A 16,936-nucleotide genomic window follows, 5' to 3' on the forward strand; every position below is an offset into this window, starting at 1 on the left:
ACTGGTCCGTTTCCTCTTTAAAGAAGTGACAATGAAAAAGAAACTATGGATGCTCGCCGCCATCCTTGTAATCATTTGCGGCGTATGCGTTTCTTCTTGCTTCCGTAAAAGCGAGACAAAAACTGTTGTCAACCCGACCGAAAGGCTACGGGTAGGCGACGGAACGTCGGGAATCGACAGCAGCCAGTTCGTAACCATCACCGACGTGGTGCCCGATGTCATCTTGGAGATTCGCTACTTCGGCACGTACAACTTTGTGGGCCAGCGCATCGACGGCTACGAGGAGCCGACGGCATTGCTGACCAAGCAAGCCGCCGACAGTCTGAAGAAGGTGAGCGACGACGTAATGGCTCAGGGCTACCGCCTGAAGATCTACGATGCCTACCGTCCGCAGAAGGGCGTTGACCACTTCGTGCGCTGGGCGCAGGACTTGGAGGACACCCGGATGAAGCCCTACTTCTATCCCGACCTCGACAAGAGTGTGCTCTTCCCCCAGGAATATATCTGCCTGAAGAGCGGTCATACGCGCGGCTCCACCCTCGACCTGACACTGTTCGACATGGCGACAGAGAAGGAACTCGACATGGGCGGCACCTTCGACTGGTTCGGTCCTGAGAGTCACCCCGACTTCTGCGGCAATCCAGAGACGGGCGAATACACGGGCGACAATAGCAAAAGCCCTGCCGAGCCGAAGCGCAGCATCACCGCCGAGCAGTTCGCCCACCGCATGATTCTGCGCCGCGCCATGCTCGCCCACGGCTTCAAGCCCTTCGACACCGAGTGGTGGCACTTCACCCTGAAGGACGAACCGTTCCCCGATACCTACTTCACTTTCCCCGTCAAGCAATTGAGCAAGTAATATGAAACAGATAAGACTATGGATGCTGGCCGCCATCCTCATTACCAGCGGCTCTACAATTCTCACCTCGTGCTCCAGCGAGGACGACCCGGTGACACCTCCGACCGACGAGGTGGAGGCGCAGTTGCAGCGGATGACGCTGCGCGAGAAGGTGGGGCAACTGTTCTATGTGCGCCCCGAGTGTCTCGACACCACCATCCACTTCAACCAGCCCAGCAGCGTCGACGGCAGTACGGACGACATCAGGGCCATCAAGTTGCAGGCCGTCAACGAGACCATGCGCGGCGTGAACGAGAAATACCCCGTGGGCGGCGTCATCCTCTATGCCCACAACATCGAGGACGAGGCACAACTCAAGGCTTTCATCGCCCAGATACGCACCCTTGGCGGCTCGCCGCTGCTCTGCATCGACGAGGAGGGAGGCCGCGTGGCCCGCATCGCCAACAACGGGAACTTCGCAGTGGAGAAGTTTGAGTCGATGGCGGCCATCGGTGCCACGGGCGATGCGCAGAATGCCTACCACTGCGGCAACACCATCGGCACCTATCTGCGCCGCTACGGCTTCGACATCGACTTCGCCCCCGTGGCCGACGTGAACACCAACCCTGAGAACATCGTCATCGGTGCCCGTGCCTTCAGCGACAATCCCGAGGTGGCCGCGCCGATGGTCGTCAGCTATCTGCAGGGGCTGAAGGATGCCGGCGTGACGGGCTGCATCAAGCACTTCCCCGGCCACGGCGACACCAAGGCCGACACGCACTTCGGCTATGCGCAGAGCCTGAAGACGTGGGACGAGATGCTCTCCTGTGAGATGACGACCTTCAAGGCCAGCATCTCGTGGGGCGCGCAGTTGATTATGACGGCCCATATCGCCACGCCCAACGTGACAGGCTCCGACATCCCCGCCACCATGTCGAGCATCATCCTGCAAGACAAACTACGCGGCGAACTGGGCTACCGGAACATCATCATCACCGATGCCATGGAGATGGGAGCCATCACCCAGCAATACACCAATGCCGAGGCCGCCGTGGGTACGCTGCTGGCCGGTGCCGACATCGTGCTTGGCCCGCAGAACTTCGTTGATGCCTTCGATGCCGTCATCAAGGCCGTGGAGGACGGCACGCTCACCGAGGAGCGCATCAACCAGAGCGTGCGCCGCATCTTGCGGCTGAAGAAGCAGATAGGACACCAGACTCTACTCTGACAGTCAGAAATAATTAATATACATATAATAAAAGAAATGAGAAAGACAAAGAAACTTTGGATGCTCGCCGCCATCCGACCATTGGTACTCACCATAGTCTTCTGCGGCGCAACAGTTGGCTTGACAGCCTGCGACAAGGCTAACGCCCAGAACGACAATCCCGCATCAGCGGTGAAGAGTGAGGAACTGATTCGCACCTCGCAGAGCTGGGACGGCGTGGAACTGCCCGACTATCTGCAGGGACGGCCCGAGCTGGTGGCTGTGAAGTATGAGTTCCCCGCCGGACAGAAACTGGGCTGGCACCACCACCCCGTGATGAACTACGGCATACTGGTGCAGGGCGAGCTGACCATCATCGGACAGGACGGCCGGGAGAATACGGTACACGAGGGCGAGGTGGTCGTGGAGATGGTGAACACCATCCACCACGGCGAGAACCGCGGCACGAAGCCCGTCATCCTCTACATGTTCTATCTCTCGCAGGAGGGTCTGCCCCTTGCCGTGCAGCATCCGGAGATTCCGCTGGAGTAACCAGCACCCTAACGTCCAATGATTATGATACATATTCATGAAGAGGCGGCACACTGCCTACTGTGCGAGGATGCTCCCTGCACGAAAGCGTGCGAGACTGGCGATGTGGCGCGGGCCATCCGTTCTATCAGGTTTGGCAACGATAAGTATGCCCTACGTTTTGTGGCGAACCCTACCGATGCCGACCTCCAGAGGGCAGAGGATGCCTGTATTCATTACGACCGGCCTATCCGTATCCGTGAGATGCTGAACGCGGTCACCAGGCCATCACCTTCGACCACGACACCCGCCAGCCCTGTATCGTCGGCACGAAATGCGTAGGCTGTCACCTCTGCCGACTTGTCTGCCCGATGGGCGCCATCAGCCTGACCAAACGAATCAACAAAAAGAAATAACAATGAACAAAACAAAGAAACTATGGATGCTCGCCACCATCCTCATCCTCTGCGGCACCACGGCGACGTTGGCATCGTGCTCGAAGGACGATGACAGCCCCGTCGTCACTCCGGCGGCGAAGGAATACTTCACGCAGTGGAACCAGTGCGAGGCGCTGACTGCCCTGCAGGACTATGTACAGGACGTTACCAATGCCAACTCCCCCAATTATATCCAGGAGGAAGACCGCATCGCCACGTTCGACATGGACGGTACGTTTGTGGGCGAACTCTATCCCTCGTACTTCGAGTACAACCTGCTGGAATACCGCGCGCTGGACGACCCCGACTACGAGGCTCCGAAGGACGTGATGGAGACGGCACAGGAGATACGCGACTTCGTGCGCAACGGCAAGCCGCTGCCCGACCACTTCGACATGAAGCATGCCCTGGCCGCTGCCAAAGCTTACAGCGGCATGACGCTGGCCGAGTTTGATGCCTACGTGAAGGCCTACGCCCAGCAGCCTGCCAACGGTTTTTCGGGCATGACCTACGGACAGAGTTTCTTTAAACCCATGCTTCAGGTATTCGACTACCTTCGCGACAACGGTTTTACGTATTACGTTGTCTCTGGCTCCGACCGCTTCATCTGCCGCGCTTTGACAGAGTCCATCGGCGTCCCGTCGAACCGCGTCATAGGCATGGACGTGAAACTGCATTCCACCAGTCAGGGCACCGAGGAGGGCGTCAACTACACGATGGGACGCGAGGAGGACCTTGTGCGCACCGACGAACTCATCATCAAGAACCTGAAGACGAACAAGGTGCTGCAGATCTCGCAGGAGATTGGCAAGGTGCCCGTCCTGTCGTTCGGCAACAGTGGTGGCGATGCCGCCATGCACAACTACGCATTAGGCAACCAGAAGTACAAGTCCGCCGCCTTCATGCTTATCGCCGACGATGATGCGCGCGACCACGCCAACCGCGAAAAGGCGCTCTCCTTAGGCGAGCAGTGGCGCACGGCCGGCTACCACGTCATCTCCATGCACGACGACTTCAAGACCATCTACGGCGATGGTGTCGTGAAGACAGATTTCACCTTTCCCGTTGACACTCGGGCCCTCACCGAGTGGCAGGCCGGGCGCACCGTCAGTCAGGCGGATGTCGATGCTTTTGGCGGCATAGACAAGTGCTTTGCCGCTGAGCCCATTCCCGATGGTGTATGGGCACGGATGCAGGGCAAGACCTACAAGGAGAACCCCTACATCGGCCGCGACGACCTGCGCCACATCCGCGCCCTGCACTGGGATTACGACAATCAGATGCACGTCGGCGAGATGGTCTGCAACGCTCAGATTGCCGACCGCGTCGTCAGCATCTTGCGTCAGCTCTTCGACGCCCAGTATCCCATCCAGCGGATGCTCCTGCCCGACGTATATGATGCAGATGACGAGACTCAGATGCGCGACAACAACTCGTCGTGCTTCTGCTACCGCGCTGTCGCTGGAACCACCGTCCTGTCGAAGCATGCCCGCGGTCTGGCCGTCGACATTAACACGCTCTACAATCCCTATTACAAAGACCGCACCGACGGCACCCGTTACATCCAGCCCGCCACGGCTACCGACTACTGCGACCGCACGTGGGACTTCCCCTACAAGATAGACCACGACGACCTCTGCTTCCGCCTCTTCACCGCCGCCGGCTTCGAGTGGGGCGGCGACTGGACATCGTGCAAGGACTACCAACATTTTGAGTTAATTGAATAAACTTTGAATAACTATGAAACAAATGAAACTATGGATGCACGCCGCCATCCTGATCATCTGCGGCACTGTAAGCATGCAGGCTGAGACCCTGCGCGGCACCGTGAAAGACGCTATCACTGGCGAACCGCTGATTGGCGCTACGGTGAGGGTTGTAGAGCTTCAGGGAGCAGCTGCTGTGACCGATATCGATGGTAACTATCTGATTAATATCAGTCAGGGTGGACGTTACACCATCGAATCGACCTACATCGGCTACGAACCGAGTATGATGAAGGAAATACTGATTTCCGGCGTCAAGGAGGTGGTCTTGGACATCGCTTTGCGTGAGAACAGTACCGAACTGAAGGAAGTGGTGGTGCGCCCCCGTGTGAACAAGGAGTCAACAGTCAATCCTGCCGTACTGACTGGTGGAGTGATGCTCTCTATGGAGGAAGCCAGCCGTTTTGCGGGTGGTGCCAACGACCCTGCCCGATTGGTGATGGCCTTCGCTGGTGTGTCGGGTGAAGCTGATGGTAGTGGTCTCTCCATTCATGGCAATGCTCCGGAGCGTATGCAGTATCGCATAGAGGGTGTGGAGGTGTTTACACCTAACCACTACAATGACATGTGGAATGCCGGCTACGGACTGATTAGCGGACTGAACTCTAACGTTATAGGCAACTCCGACTTCTTCACCTCCACCTTCAATGCCAACTACTCAAATGCGCTGAGTGGTGTGTTCGACGTAAAGATGCGACCGGGTAACAACTCCAAACACGAAAACATCCTACAGCTGGGTTCGGCATTCGAGGAACTGACATTAGAAGGTCCGCTCTCGAAGAAGAGCAATGCCAGCTATATCGTGAACTACCGCTATGGCTTCACTGCGCTCATCAGTCAGCTGGGGCTCGTTGATACCGAAGGCGACCAACTCAACTTCCAGGACTTCTCATGGAAACTGAACCTGCCCACTAAGAAAGCTGGAACATTCTCTATCTTTGGACTGGCACTATTGGACAAGACACATACCGACCGTATCGATTTGAAGGATGTGCACTCGGCTTACGATGCCTCTAATTTCAATGGTGATATGACACAGTTGCTGGCTGGTATCTCACACAAGATTCACCTGGGTAACAAGTGGTCGTGGAACACCACAGCGGCTTACAATATGCAACATATCGGTGTAGATAATCTATACTATGGTTTGGAACGCGATGCCAATGGAGTACTGAAGACCCCGCTGGCTTTTGAGGAGCCTGAGACGCAATACCTCTTCAGCAAGCAGAAGCAAAATGAAGACCGTCTGCTCTTCAATACAGAACTGTCGAAGCAGATAACAGGAAAATGGCTCACACAGTTCGGTGCCGAATACTCCCACCGTTTCTTCGACTTGAAATACAGCAGCGTGGATTATCTCTATGCCGACCCCTCAACGATGAAGACCTACACCGATATGAAGGACGACACGGGTCTCGCCAGCGCTTTCTGGCAGAACCTCCTCACACTGAGCGATAAGTTCAGTATGTCGCTGGGTGTAGCAGCCAACTACTTCGTACTCTCAGATGATGTTTCTGTTGAGCCACGCGCCAGCATGAAGTGGCAGCCCTACAACGGTGGCAGCTTCTCACTGGGCTACGGTCTGCACTCAATGGTTGAGAAACTCGACACCTATTTCTATCGCGATGAAACTGGCCGACTGGTGAACAAAGACCTCGGTCTGAGCAAGGCCCACCACCTGCAGTTTTCCTACTCCCATAAGTTCACAGACAACCTCAACCTGCGTCTGAACATGTTCTACCAGTATGGTTTCGACACGCCTGTGGGTATCAATGGTAGCACCTACTGCGTCACCAACCGCTTCTATGCTTACACCGATGAACCGCTTGTGAATAAGGGCAACACCCGTAACTACGGTGGAGACATCACGCTGGAGCACTATATGAGTCACGGCTTCTTTGGCCAAACCAACTTCTCGCTCTATAAATCACAGTACAGAGGCGTTGACAAGGTATGGCGCAACCAGCTCTACGACCGTGGCTTCATGTTCAAGATCCTGGGTGGTAAGGAGTGGATGATTGGTAAGAACGTGCTTAATGTCAGCGCTAAGTACTCTATTCAGGGCGGTTTGCGCTACACACCTATCGATGTGGAGGCCATGCGTGCCAACGTAGCAGCCGGTATCATCAATGATGATCCTATCTATAAGGAGAATGAGGCATTCTCTAAGCGCTTCAAGCCGACGAGCGTTGTCGACCTGACTGTGAGCTACAAAATCAACCGCCGCAAGGTGAGCCACACCATCGCCTTCGAGGGTCTGAACATCCTCGATGCTGAGGCTCCGCAATGGCAGCGCTACGACCTCGCCACTGGTGAGATCCGTACCGACAAGGCAGGTATCTCACTGCCTAACATCTTCTATCGTCTCGACTTCTAATAAATGAGAAAAACATTATGGCTTGCTGGTGCAGGGCGAACTGACCATCATCGGGCAGGACGGCAAGGAAAAAGTAGTGCATGAGGGCGAGGCCGTCGTCGAGATGGTGAACACCATCCACCACGGCGAGAACCGCGGCACGAAGCCCGTCATCCTCTACATGTTCTACCTCTCGCAGAAGGACATGCCGCTGGCTGTGCAGCATCCGGAGATACCGCTTGAGTAACGAATGCAGACCAAAGGACTGAGCGGCAATGCGCTGAAGGTTATCGCCATCATTGCCATGACGATAGACCATCTGGCCTGGGTGGGCATTGAGACCTACCAGCAGGCAGAGACGCCCATGCAGATTGGGCTGCACTGCATCGGACGGCTGACGGCTCCGATGATGATATTCTTCGTGGCCGAGGGCTACTACCACACGCACGACTTCCGGTGCTACCTGCGCCGTCTGCTGATGCTGGCCGTGGTGAGCCACTTCGCCTTCTGCTATTTCAACATGTCGGGCTTCAATCCGCTGGACAACCTGCTCTTCAATGCTACGAGCATCGCCTGGCCGCTCTTGTGGGGACTGATACTGCTGAAGGTGTGGGACATGCCGCAGTTGGTACACTGGCATAAGGTAGCCATCACGCTACTGGCCTGTGCGCTCACCTTTACGTCCGACTGGAGTTGCGCCGCCCCGCTGGCCATCCTTATGATTGGGCGTAGCCGTGGCAACTTCTGCAAGCAGATGCTGTGGATGATGGTCATCATCACGGGCTATGCCGTCGCCTTCTTTGTCGTCCACAGCCAGACCTACGGCATGGTGCACATGGCCTGCTGGCTGGCGGTGCCGTTGCTGTCGCTCTACAACGGACAGCGAGGCCGCTGCCGCTGGCTCGGCAAGTTCTTCTACTATTACTACCCCGCCCACATGGCCCTCATCGGCCTGCTGGCAAGAATCATTTAGGATATTAAACAAACAAAACTATGGATGCTGGCCGCGATCCGAGCATCGGACGGACCAAAAAGAATCGCTTCGGCAGTCAGTCGGGCTGCCCGACGGAGCAAAAGGTAAGCAATCGGGGATTTCGGGCGAGCCGACGCGCCACCGACATCCATTCTGGTCATCGGCGGCAGACGGAATTCTTTCCAGTGCGCCAGCAGCATCAGGTTCGACGTGAACGATTTACCGCCCGAAGCATCCAAGAAATGAGACAAAGGAATTTATTCCATGTTTTAGTTCATAATGGAAAGAAAAATGAGAAAGATTTTAATGATGGTTGCAGTCGCCATGATGACTGCAATGAGCGCCGTGGCGCAGAAGATTGAGGTGGTGGATGCCGACGGTCACGGCATCCCGCTGGTGAGCGTGTTGACCGAGGACGGAACCCTTATCGGCACCACCGACCTGAGCGGTGCGCTCAGCGACGTGAAGGGCAATGCGAAGGTGGCCCTGACCCACGTGGCCTACAAGCCGCAGATGGTCACCGTGGCCTCGCTCGTCGATGGAAAGGTGACGATGGAAGACTTGGACTACAGCCTCACCGAGGTGGTGGTCAAGCCCAAGCCCTACATCTACGTTGAGGCCCTCTATCGCGTTTATGTCTATCGCAACGACTCGCTCTGCTACTTCATGAGCGGCATCATGCCCAATGCCTACAACGTGCAGAAGAAGAAACTGGAGCACGGCAGTTACTATCAGGCCCGTGCCGAATACTGCGCCAACTGGGGTGCCTCTACCACATGGGGTGCCAGGGCACAGGTGTATCATGCAGGAATGATTACAACCTTTCCTCTTGACGTGGTGGAACAGAAGATGAAAGACAGATATTTCATGTCGACCACGGTGAACAGTCCATCACGCTCCACCTACAGCAACGCAAAGGGTGTCATCGGCTACCTCACCCGCAACAATGGACAGGTGCGCATGACCCTCGATGCAGGCAAGGAGCAGATGTATGCTAACGAGGTGAAGGGCGAGACAAAACTACTGGAAAAACGCCAGGAAATGGGCTATGAGTACCAGTTCGTCATAGCCTGGAAAGAGAACGAAGAGCGGACTACTGGCGTTGAGAACTTCCTGATGGACTCCAACCACTGGGAGTACAACGACAAGAAGGGTCACGTGAAATTCTTCGTCGAGACCTACGCCACCGACCACTACTATATGGACAAGGAGGAGTGGAACGCTCGCAAGAAGGCCATCAAGAAGGAGTACGGCGAGTCGATGACCCTCGACCAACTGGCCGAGTACGAGCGCCAGCACCACATCCCCTCCCTCTCGCCCGCCACGCTCCAAGCCATCGGCAAACTGAAGAGCCAGTGGGGAAAGTAAGGTTAATTGATTCAAGTAAAACGCAGAATAATGAGAAAGATTTTTGTATTGGCCGCAGTCGCCATGATGACTGCAATGAGTGCAATCGTGCTGACATCGTGCGGCAGCGACGATGACGATAACCAACTGAACAAGTGGCCTGCGGGCCAGTGGCTTTACGAAGGCCAGTGGCTCGACTACAAGAACATCGATGCCGTGGCACTCGATGTGACCACCTATTCCGACGGCAGCGAGAAGGGCATCGACATCTACGCCCGCTCCGTGGCCGACGGCCTTTGGTACTTGTATCCATCGACCGACACCTACCTCATCGATGGCACCACCGGCACCGTGCACTTCGGCGGCAAGAAGTTCACCTATAAACTGACCGACACGACGCTCACCCTGACCATCGACGGCCAGCAGTACCCCTTCCGGCGCACCAGCGGCATCAAACCCGACGTCAACAACTTCCCGCCCTCAGCGCCTCGCAGCTAACGGCCATCCAAGCATTGAAGAAGCATTACTAATCATATCATGTATAAGATGAGAAAGGAATTAGCATTTTTAATGATGATGCTGGCAGTCGTGCTGCCTGCTAGTTTCGTGAGCTGTTCCGATGCCGAGGACGGCGAAGACTGGGACGCATGGGTCATGCGCAACATGCTCGATAGCAAGTGGTCGCTCGACCGCGTGAAAGTGAATGGCGAATACGTGGATAAGTACGAGACCGACTGGGACCTGTGGTTCGACATGAACCTCAAAGCCTCTGGCCGCACATTTACCGCCCATCGCTCAGTTGGACGAGATGGTGATGCGACAGAGGTGAACAAGAGCGGCACTTACACCGTTGACGGGAAGAACAAGGCCATAGAGGCCACCGACAGCGATGGCAACAAGTTCTTCCGTCTGTCGAACATCGAGTTCGGAACAGGAAGCATGACGTGTACTCTCTTCTTCTACGACTTGAACAGGACCTGCGAGGTGATGTTCGCGCGTTCATATTAGCATCATTAAAAATTCCCCATAGTCGCCTGAGTATGGGGAATTTTTAGTAATTTTGCAGCCAGAATTAAAGATAACGGATTATGAACTTCTTGGAAGAAAAGATTATGGCAGACGGTGTGGTCAAGGCGGGCGACATCCTGAAAGTTGACAATTTTCTGAACCATCAGATAGACATCAACGTGATACGCCAGATAGCCCACGAACTGAAACGGCGCTTCGAGGGTGAGCGCATTGACAAGGTGGTCACCATCGAGGCCAGTGGCATCACCATCGCCACCCTGCTGGGCGACCTCTGCGGCGTGCCCGTGGTGTTTGCCAAGAAAGGCGAGACGGCCAACAGCACCGACGACAAGTATGTGTCTGAGGCTTACTCGTTCACCCACAAGCGGATGAATCAGGTGTTCATCTCGCGGCCCTACCTGCACGCTGGGGAGCGCATCCTCATCGTCGATGATTTCCTGGCCGACGGTCAGGCCGTCCACGCCCTCATCGACATCGTGCATCAGGCCGCCGCTGAGGTGGTTGGCATCGGCATCGCCATCGAAAAAGGCCAACAGCAGGGCGGGCGCATACTGCGCAGCGAGGGTTACCATCTGGAGTCCATCGCTATCGTAGAATCCATGGATCCCGAAACGCAAGCCATCCGTTTCCGTCAACAATAAAAACAGATATGAATCAAATGAAATTATGGATGCTCGCCGCCATCCTCGTAATTATTTGCGGCGTATGTGTGATCACCTGCTGCGGCAGCGAGGACGATAACCCTGTGGTCAGTCCGACGGATGACAGCAGCCAGTTTGTAACCCTGACCGACGTGGTGCCCGATGCTATCTTAGAAATACGCTACTACGGCACGTACAACTTCGTGGGCCAGCGCATCGACGGCTACGAGGAGCCCACGGCCCTGCTTACCAAGCAGGCCGCAGCAGCACTGAAGGAGGTGAGCGACGACGTGCGACAGCAGGGCTACCGCCTGAAAATCTACGATGCCTACCGTCCGCAGAAGGGCGTGGACCACTTCGTGCGCTGGGCCGCTGACCTCACAGCTACGGAGATGAAGCCCTACTTCTACCCCAACCTCGACAAGAGCGTGCTCTTCGAGCAGGAGTACATCATGGAGAAGAGCGGCCACACGCGGGGCTCCACTGTTGACTTGACGCTTTTCGACATGGCAACTGAGAAGGAACTCGACATGGGCGGCACCTTCGACTGGTTCGGCCCCGAGAGCCACCCAGACTTCTGCGGCAATCCCGAGACGGGCGAATACACAGGCGAAAACTCGAAATCGTCCGCCACGCCGAAGAGCAGCATCACCGAGCAGCAGTTCAAGAACCGCATGATTCTGCGCCGCGCCATGCTCGCCCACGGCTTCAAGCCCCTCGACACCGAGTGGTGGCACTTCACGCTGAAGGACGAGCCCTTCCCCGACACCTATTTCACATTCCCAGTTAAGCAACTGAACAAATGAAGTTAAAGAAACTATGGATGCTCGCCGCCATCCTCATCCTCTGCGGCGAAAGTGTATTCACATCGTGTTCGAAGGACGAAAGCGACAATCCTGTTGTGCCGACAGACGAGGTGGAGGCGCAACTGCAAAAGATGACGCTGCGCGAGAAGGTGGGGCAACTGTTCTATGTGCGCCCCGAGTGTCTCGACACCACCATCCACTTCAACCAGCCCAGCAGCGTCGACGGCAGTACGGACGACATCAGGGCCATCAAGTTGCAGGCCGTCAACGAGACCATGCGCGGCGTAAACGAGAAATACCCCGTGGGCGGCGTAATCCTCTATGCCCACAACATCGAGGACGAGGCACAACTCACGGCTTTCGTCTCCCAGATACGCACCCTCAGCGGCTCGCCGCTGCTCTGCATCGACGAGGAGGGAGGCCGCGTGGCCCGCATCGCCAACAACGGGAACTTCGCAGTGGAGAAGTTTGAGTCGATGGCGGCCATCGGTGCCACGGGCGATGCGCAGAATGCCTACCACTGCGGCAACACCATCGGCACCTATCTGCGTCGCTACGGCTTCGACATCGACTTCGCCCCCGTGGCCGACGTGAACACCAACCCTGAGAACATCGTCATCGGCGCCCGTGCCTTCAGCGACAATCCCGAGGTGGCCGCGCCGATGGTCGTCAGCTATCTGCAGGGGCTGAAGGATGCCGGCGTGACGGGCTGCATCAAGCATTTCCCCGGCCACGGCGACACCAAGGCCGACACGCACTTCGGCTATGCGCAGAGCCTGAAGACGTGGGACGAGATGCTCTCGTGCGAGATGACGACCTTCAAGGCCGGCATCCAGTGGGGCTGCCAGCTCATCATGACGGCCCACATTGCTGCGCCTCGCGTGATAGGCTCTGACATTCCCTCAACGATGTCGTCGGTCATCCTGCAGGACAAGTTACGTGGCGAACTGGGCTATCGGAACATCATCATCACCGACGCGATGGAGATGGGAGCCATTACCCAGCAGTACACCAATGCCGAGGCTGCCGTGGGTACGCTGCTGGCCGGTGCCGACATCGTGCTTGGCCCGCAGAACTTCGTTGGTGCCTTCGATGCCGTCATCAAGGCCGTGGAGGACGGCACGCTCACCGAGGAGCGCATCAACCAGAGCGTGCGCCGCATACTGAAAATGAAAAAGCAAATAAAAGATAATAGATGAGCCAGAAGAAACTATGGATGCTCGCCGCCATCCGACCATTGGTACTCACCATAGTCTTCTGCGGCGCAACAGTTGGCTTGACAGCCTGCGACAAGGCTAACGCCCAGAACGACAATCCCGCATCAGCGGTGAAGAGTGAGGAACTGATTCGCACCTCACAGAGCTGGGACGGCGTGGAACTGCCCGACTATCTGCAGGGACGGCCCGAGCTGGTGGCTGTGAAGTATGAGTTCCCCGCCGGACAGAAACTGGGCTGGCACCACCACCCCGTGATGAACTACGGCATACTGGTGCAGGGCGAGCTGACCATCATCGGACAGGACGGCCGGGAGAATACGGTACACGAGGGCGAGGTGGTCGTGGAGATGGTGAACACCATCCACCACGGCGAGAACCGCGGCACGAAGCCCGTCATCCTCTACATGTTCTATCTCTCGCAGGAGGGTCTGCCCCTTGCCGTGCAGCATCCGGAGATTCCGCTGGAGTAACCAGCACCCTAACGTCCAATGATTATGAGACAGAAAAGACCAATGATTATGATACATATTCATGAAGAGGCGGCACACTGCCTACTGTGCGAGGATGCTCCCTGCACGAAAGCGTGCGAGACTGGCGATGTGGCGCGGGCCATCCGTTCTATCAGGTTTGGCAACGATAAGTATGCCCTACGTTTTGTGGCGAACTCTACCGATGCCGACCTCCAGAGGGCAGAGGATGCCTGTATTCATTACGACCGGCCTATCCGTATCCGTGAGATGCTGAACGCGGTCGGCACGGAGGCCGTCACCACAAACGATGCCAACCTCTCGCTTGCAATTAGCTTCTGCGGCATTGCGTGCGAAAATCCCTTCTTCCTCGCCTCTTCAGCCGTGTGTACCAACTACGATATGGTGGCACGGGCCTTCGATGCCGGTTGGGCGGGTGTCTTTTACAAGACTATCTGCAAGCAGGAAATCCGCGAGGTGTCGCCACGCTTCGATGCCGTGAAGAGTGATGCGCGCTTTGCCGGGTTCCGCAATATGGAGCAATTGTCGGAGAATCCTTACGAGATGGACTTCGACATTCTGCGACGACTGAAGCGCGACTATCCCACGAAGGTGGTCGTGGCCTCCATCATGGGGCAGTTCGAGGATGAGTGGGCCGAGCTTGCACAGATGGCCGAGGCCGCAGGTTGCGATGCCGTAGAGATGAACTTCTCGTGCCCGCAGATGCGTCTTGCGGGCATGGGCAGCGATGTGGGGCAGAACCCAGAACTGGTAACCTTCTATACCGCCTACGTGAAGCGCAGCGTGAAGATACCTGTCATCGCCAAGATGACACCCAACATCACGCAGATTAGCCAACCTGCCGTGGGGGCCTACTTTGCCGGTGCAAATGCTATTTCTGCCATCAACACCATCAAGAGCGTGACGATGAGCCACGAGGCGGAGGTCAGCGGCAAGCAGACACTTTCGGGCTACTCTGGTCGTGCAGTGAAACCAATCGCCCTGCGCCACATCCTCGAGATGGCGAAAAATCCGATTATGAAGAATGTGCAACTGAGCGGCATTGGCGGCATCGAGACATGGCGCGACGCTCTGGAGTTTATCCAGCTGGGCTGTCGCAACGTGCAGGTGTGTACTGCCGTAATGGAGTACGGCTATCGCATCATCGACGACCTCACGCTAGGACTGCAGACCTATATGCATAAGCATGGCATCGAACGGCTCGATGACCTCGTGGGTTCGGAGCTGAAGAATTTCGTGCTACCCTCCGACCTCGACCGCGACACTATCGTATATCCTAAGATAGACCGTGAGCGTTGCATCGGCTGCGGTCGCTGCTATGTGTCGTGCATGGATGGCGGTCACCAGGCCATCACCTTCGACCACGACACCCGCCAGCCCTGTATCGTCGGCACGAAATGCGTAGGCTGTCACCTCTGCCGACTTGTCTGCCCGATGGGCGCCATCAGCCTGACCAAACGAATCAACAAAAAGAAATAACAATGAACAAAACAAAGAAACTATGGATGCTCGCCGCCATCCTCATCCTCTGCGGCACCACGGCGACGTTGGCATCGTGCTCGAAGGACGATGACAGCCCCGTCGTCACTCCGGCGGCGAAGGAATACTTCACGCAGTGGAACCAGTGCGAGGCACTCACTGCCCTGCAGGACTATGTACAGGACGTTACCAATGCCAACTCACCCAATTATATCAAAGAGGAAGACCGCATCGCAACGTTCGACATGGATGGCACGTTTGTGGGCGAACTCTATCCCACATATTTCGAGTACAACCTGCTGGAATACCGTGCGCTGGATGACCCCGACTATGAGGCCCCAAAAGACGTGATGGAGACGGCACAGGAGATACGCGACTTCGTACGCACAGGCAAGAAACTGCCCGACCACTTCGACATGAGGCACGCCCTGGCCGCAGCCAAGGCATACGCCGGCATGACGCTGGCCGAGTTTGATGCCTACGTGAAGGCATACGCCGCCCAGCCCGCCAACGGCTTTTCAGGCATGACCTATGGTGAGAGTTTCTATAAGCCGATGCTCGAAGTCTTCGACTACCTGAAGGACAACGGCTTTACCTGCTACGTGGTCTCGGGCTCCGACCGCTTCATCTGCCGTGCACTGACGAAAGGTATCGGCATCCCCTCCAACCGCGTCATCGGTATGGACGTCAGGCTCGTGTCCTCCGCCCAGGGTACGGAAGAGGGTGTCAACTACACGATGGGCCGTGAGGAGAGCATCCTGCGCTCCGACGAACTCATCATCAAGAACCTGAAGACGAACAAGGTGAAGCAGATTGCCCAGGAGATTGGCAAGGTGCCAGTGCTGTCGTTCGGCAACAGCGGCGGCGACGCAGCCATGCACAACTATGCGCTCAGCAACCCGAAGTATAAGTCGGCAGCCTTCATGCTCATTGCCGACGACGACCAGCGCGACCATGCCAACCGCGAGAAGGCTCTCAAGTTGGGCCAGCAGTGGCGTGAGGCCGGCTACCACGTCATCTCCATGCGCGATGACTTCAAGACCATCTACGGCGAGGGCGTCACGAAGACCGACTTTTCGTTTCCCATCGATACGAAGCCTCTCACCGAGTGGCAGGCAGGGCGCACCGTTAGTCAGGAGGCCGTCGAAGCCTTTGGCGGAATTGACAAATGCTTCGCCGCCGAGCCTATCCCCGATGGCGTGTGGGCACAGATGCAGGGTAAGACCTATAAGGAGAATCCCTACATCGGACGCGACGACCTGCGCCACGTCCGTGCCCTGCACTGGGACTACGACAACCAGATGCACGTAGGCGAGATGATAGTAAACAAGGAGATTGCCGACCGCGTGGTCACCATCTTCCGCCAACTCTTCGATGCCAAGTACCCCATCCAGCGGATGCTCCTGCCCGATGTCTATGATGCCGACGACGAGACCCAGATGCGCGACAACAACTCGTCGTCGTTCTGCTATCGTGCCATAGCAGGCAGCAGCAAGTTGTCGAAACATGCCCGGGGACTGGCCATCGACATCAACACCCTCTACAATCCTTATTATAAAGACCGCGACGACGGCACGCGCTTCATTCAGCCCGCCACTGCCGCCGACTATTGCGACCGCTCGTGGGACTTCCTCTACAAGATAGACCACGACGACCTCTGTTTCCGCCTCTTCACCGAAGCTGGCTTCGAGTGGGGCGGCGACTGGACCTCGTGCAAGGACTTCCAGCATTTTGAGTTAATAGAAGAATAAGTCACAGTAATGAACTATAACAAAGGGAAAAAGCTGCTTTCTGAAAGATTCTACTTGACTTGGGCTGGAG

At 56.4% G+C, this 16,936-nt stretch carries 18 protein-coding genes; all 18 read left to right on the forward strand.

The features are described from left to right. Positions 1-31 precede the first annotated feature (31 nt). The 18 genes from LDN30_RS11480 (at position 32) to LDN30_RS11565 (ending at position 16,866) form a co-directional block, all read left to right on the forward strand. Positions 32-859 carry a M15 family metallopeptidase gene (locus LDN30_RS11480; protein WP_223927806.1) on the forward strand — a complete coding sequence of 276 codons (828 nt, stop codon included), beginning with the start codon at positions 32-34 and terminating at the stop codon, positions 857-859. Between the two features lies 1 nt (position 860). After that, on the forward strand, positions 861-2,066 hold the full coding sequence (locus LDN30_RS11485; RefSeq protein ID WP_223927805.1) for a glycoside hydrolase family 3 protein: 1,206 nt from the start codon (positions 861-863) through the stop codon (positions 2,064-2,066). Positions 2,067-2,102: 36 nt separating this feature from the next. Continuing rightward, the gene (locus tag LDN30_RS11490; RefSeq protein ID WP_223929582.1) at positions 2,103-2,597 is read left to right on the forward strand and encodes a cupin domain-containing protein; all 495 of its coding nucleotides are present in this window, start codon (positions 2,103-2,105) and stop codon (positions 2,595-2,597) included. A 24-nt stretch (positions 2,598-2,621) separates the two neighbouring features. Then, entirely contained in the window at positions 2,622-2,918 is a 297-nt protein-coding gene (locus LDN30_RS11495; RefSeq protein ID WP_223927801.1) for a hypothetical protein, read from the forward strand. Further along, positions 2,897-2,992, forward strand: a complete 96-nt coding sequence (locus tag LDN30_RS11500; RefSeq protein ID WP_241865336.1) for a 4Fe-4S binding protein — start codon at positions 2,897-2,899, stop codon at positions 2,990-2,992. Before LDN30_RS11495 ends, LDN30_RS11500 begins: the two co-directional genes overlap by 22 nt. Positions 2,993-2,994: 2 nt before the next feature. Further along, positions 2,995-4,740, forward strand: a complete 1,746-nt coding sequence (locus tag LDN30_RS11505; RefSeq protein WP_223927799.1) for a M15 family metallopeptidase — start codon at positions 2,995-2,997, stop codon at positions 4,738-4,740. A gap of 13 nt (positions 4,741-4,753) precedes the next feature. After that, positions 4,754-7,156, forward strand: a complete 2,403-nt coding sequence (locus LDN30_RS11510; protein WP_223927797.1) for a TonB-dependent receptor — start codon at positions 4,754-4,756, stop codon at positions 7,154-7,156. Between the two features lie 22 nt (positions 7,157-7,178). Continuing rightward, complete coding sequence (locus LDN30_RS11515) at positions 7,179-7,382, forward strand: cupin domain-containing protein (RefSeq protein WP_306421521.1); 204 nt, start codon at positions 7,179-7,181, stop codon at positions 7,380-7,382. Positions 7,383-7,385: 3 nt separating this feature from the next. Next, the gene (locus tag LDN30_RS11520) at positions 7,386-8,108 is read left to right on the forward strand and encodes a TraX family protein (protein WP_223927793.1); all 723 of its coding nucleotides are present in this window, start codon (positions 7,386-7,388) and stop codon (positions 8,106-8,108) included. 291 nt (positions 8,109-8,399) lie between these two features. Next, entirely contained in the window at positions 8,400-9,476 is a 1,077-nt protein-coding gene (locus tag LDN30_RS11525; RefSeq protein WP_223927791.1) for a peptidase associated/transthyretin-like domain-containing protein, read from the forward strand. Between the two features lie 30 nt (positions 9,477-9,506). Beyond that, a complete protein-coding gene (locus LDN30_RS11530) occupies positions 9,507-9,953 on the forward strand; it encodes a hypothetical protein (RefSeq protein WP_223927790.1) in 447 nt (148 codons plus the stop codon). 48 nt (positions 9,954-10,001) lie between these two features. Next, the gene (locus tag LDN30_RS11535; protein ID WP_223927788.1) at positions 10,002-10,463 is read left to right on the forward strand and encodes a hypothetical protein; all 462 of its coding nucleotides are present in this window, start codon (positions 10,002-10,004) and stop codon (positions 10,461-10,463) included. Positions 10,464-10,543: 80 nt separating this feature from the next. Then, positions 10,544-11,125, forward strand: coding sequence for a xanthine phosphoribosyltransferase (locus tag LDN30_RS11540; protein WP_223927786.1), 582 nt, complete (start codon positions 10,544-10,546; stop codon positions 11,123-11,125). Positions 11,126-11,133: 8 nt separating this feature from the next. After that, positions 11,134-11,931, forward strand: a complete 798-nt coding sequence (locus LDN30_RS11545) for a M15 family metallopeptidase (protein ID WP_223927784.1) — start codon at positions 11,134-11,136, stop codon at positions 11,929-11,931. Beyond that, positions 11,928-13,130, forward strand: a complete 1,203-nt coding sequence (locus LDN30_RS11550; RefSeq protein ID WP_223927782.1) for a glycoside hydrolase family 3 protein — start codon at positions 11,928-11,930, stop codon at positions 13,128-13,130. The genes LDN30_RS11545 and LDN30_RS11550 overlap by 4 nt, the downstream gene beginning before the upstream one ends. Beyond that, positions 13,127-13,618, forward strand: coding sequence for a cupin domain-containing protein (locus LDN30_RS11555; protein WP_223929583.1), 492 nt, complete (start codon positions 13,127-13,129; stop codon positions 13,616-13,618). Before LDN30_RS11550 ends, LDN30_RS11555 begins: the two co-directional genes overlap by 4 nt. A 24-nt stretch (positions 13,619-13,642) precedes the next feature. Further along, the gene (preA, locus tag LDN30_RS11560) at positions 13,643-15,115 is read left to right on the forward strand and encodes an NAD-dependent dihydropyrimidine dehydrogenase subunit PreA (protein WP_223929584.1); all 1,473 of its coding nucleotides are present in this window, start codon (positions 13,643-13,645) and stop codon (positions 15,113-15,115) included. 2 nt (positions 15,116-15,117) lie between these two features. Next, positions 15,118-16,866, forward strand: coding sequence for a M15 family metallopeptidase (locus tag LDN30_RS11565; protein ID WP_223929585.1), 1,749 nt, complete (start codon positions 15,118-15,120; stop codon positions 16,864-16,866). The last annotated feature ends 70 nt before the right edge of the window (positions 16,867-16,936 follow it).

Source organism: Prevotella lacticifex (assembly GCF_019973375.1).
In the GTDB taxonomy this organism is placed as follows: Bacteria; Bacteroidota; Bacteroidia; order Bacteroidales; family Bacteroidaceae; genus Prevotella; species Prevotella lacticifex.

What these genes read in the sequence shown, in the direction of transcription:
- LDN30_RS11530 (WP_223927790.1), top strand. Translation starts at nt 9,507, where the DNA reads ATGAGAAAGATTTTTGTATTGGCCGCAGTCGCCATGATGACTGCAATG.
- LDN30_RS11555 (WP_223929583.1), top strand. Translation starts at nt 13,127, where the DNA reads ATGAGCCAGAAGAAACTATGGATGCTCGCCGCCATCCGACCATTGGTA.
- LDN30_RS11535 (WP_223927788.1), top strand. Translation starts at nt 10,002, where the DNA reads ATGAGAAAGGAATTAGCATTTTTAATGATGATGCTGGCAGTCGTGCTG.
- LDN30_RS11495 (WP_223927801.1), top strand. Translation starts at nt 2,622, where the DNA reads ATGATACATATTCATGAAGAGGCGGCACACTGCCTACTGTGCGAGGAT.
- LDN30_RS11525 (WP_223927791.1), top strand. Translation starts at nt 8,400, where the DNA reads ATGAGAAAGATTTTAATGATGGTTGCAGTCGCCATGATGACTGCAATG.
- preA (WP_223929584.1), top strand. Translation starts at nt 13,643, where the DNA reads ATGAGACAGAAAAGACCAATGATTATGATACATATTCATGAAGAGGCG.
- LDN30_RS11510 (WP_223927797.1), top strand. Translation starts at nt 4,754, where the DNA reads ATGAAACAAATGAAACTATGGATGCACGCCGCCATCCTGATCATCTGC.
- LDN30_RS11550 (WP_223927782.1), top strand. Translation starts at nt 11,928, where the DNA reads ATGAAGTTAAAGAAACTATGGATGCTCGCCGCCATCCTCATCCTCTGC.
- LDN30_RS11480 (WP_223927806.1), top strand. Translation starts at nt 32, where the DNA reads ATGAAAAAGAAACTATGGATGCTCGCCGCCATCCTTGTAATCATTTGC.
- LDN30_RS11505 (WP_223927799.1), top strand. Translation starts at nt 2,995, where the DNA reads ATGAACAAAACAAAGAAACTATGGATGCTCGCCACCATCCTCATCCTC.
- LDN30_RS11485 (WP_223927805.1), top strand. Translation starts at nt 861, where the DNA reads ATGAAACAGATAAGACTATGGATGCTGGCCGCCATCCTCATTACCAGC.
- LDN30_RS11565 (WP_223929585.1), top strand. Translation starts at nt 15,118, where the DNA reads ATGAACAAAACAAAGAAACTATGGATGCTCGCCGCCATCCTCATCCTC.
- LDN30_RS11540 (WP_223927786.1), top strand. Translation starts at nt 10,544, where the DNA reads ATGAACTTCTTGGAAGAAAAGATTATGGCAGACGGTGTGGTCAAGGCG.
- LDN30_RS11490 (WP_223929582.1), top strand. Translation starts at nt 2,103, where the DNA reads ATGAGAAAGACAAAGAAACTTTGGATGCTCGCCGCCATCCGACCATTG.
- LDN30_RS11545 (WP_223927784.1), top strand. Translation starts at nt 11,134, where the DNA reads ATGAATCAAATGAAATTATGGATGCTCGCCGCCATCCTCGTAATTATT.
- LDN30_RS11520 (WP_223927793.1), top strand. Translation starts at nt 7,386, where the DNA reads ATGCAGACCAAAGGACTGAGCGGCAATGCGCTGAAGGTTATCGCCATC.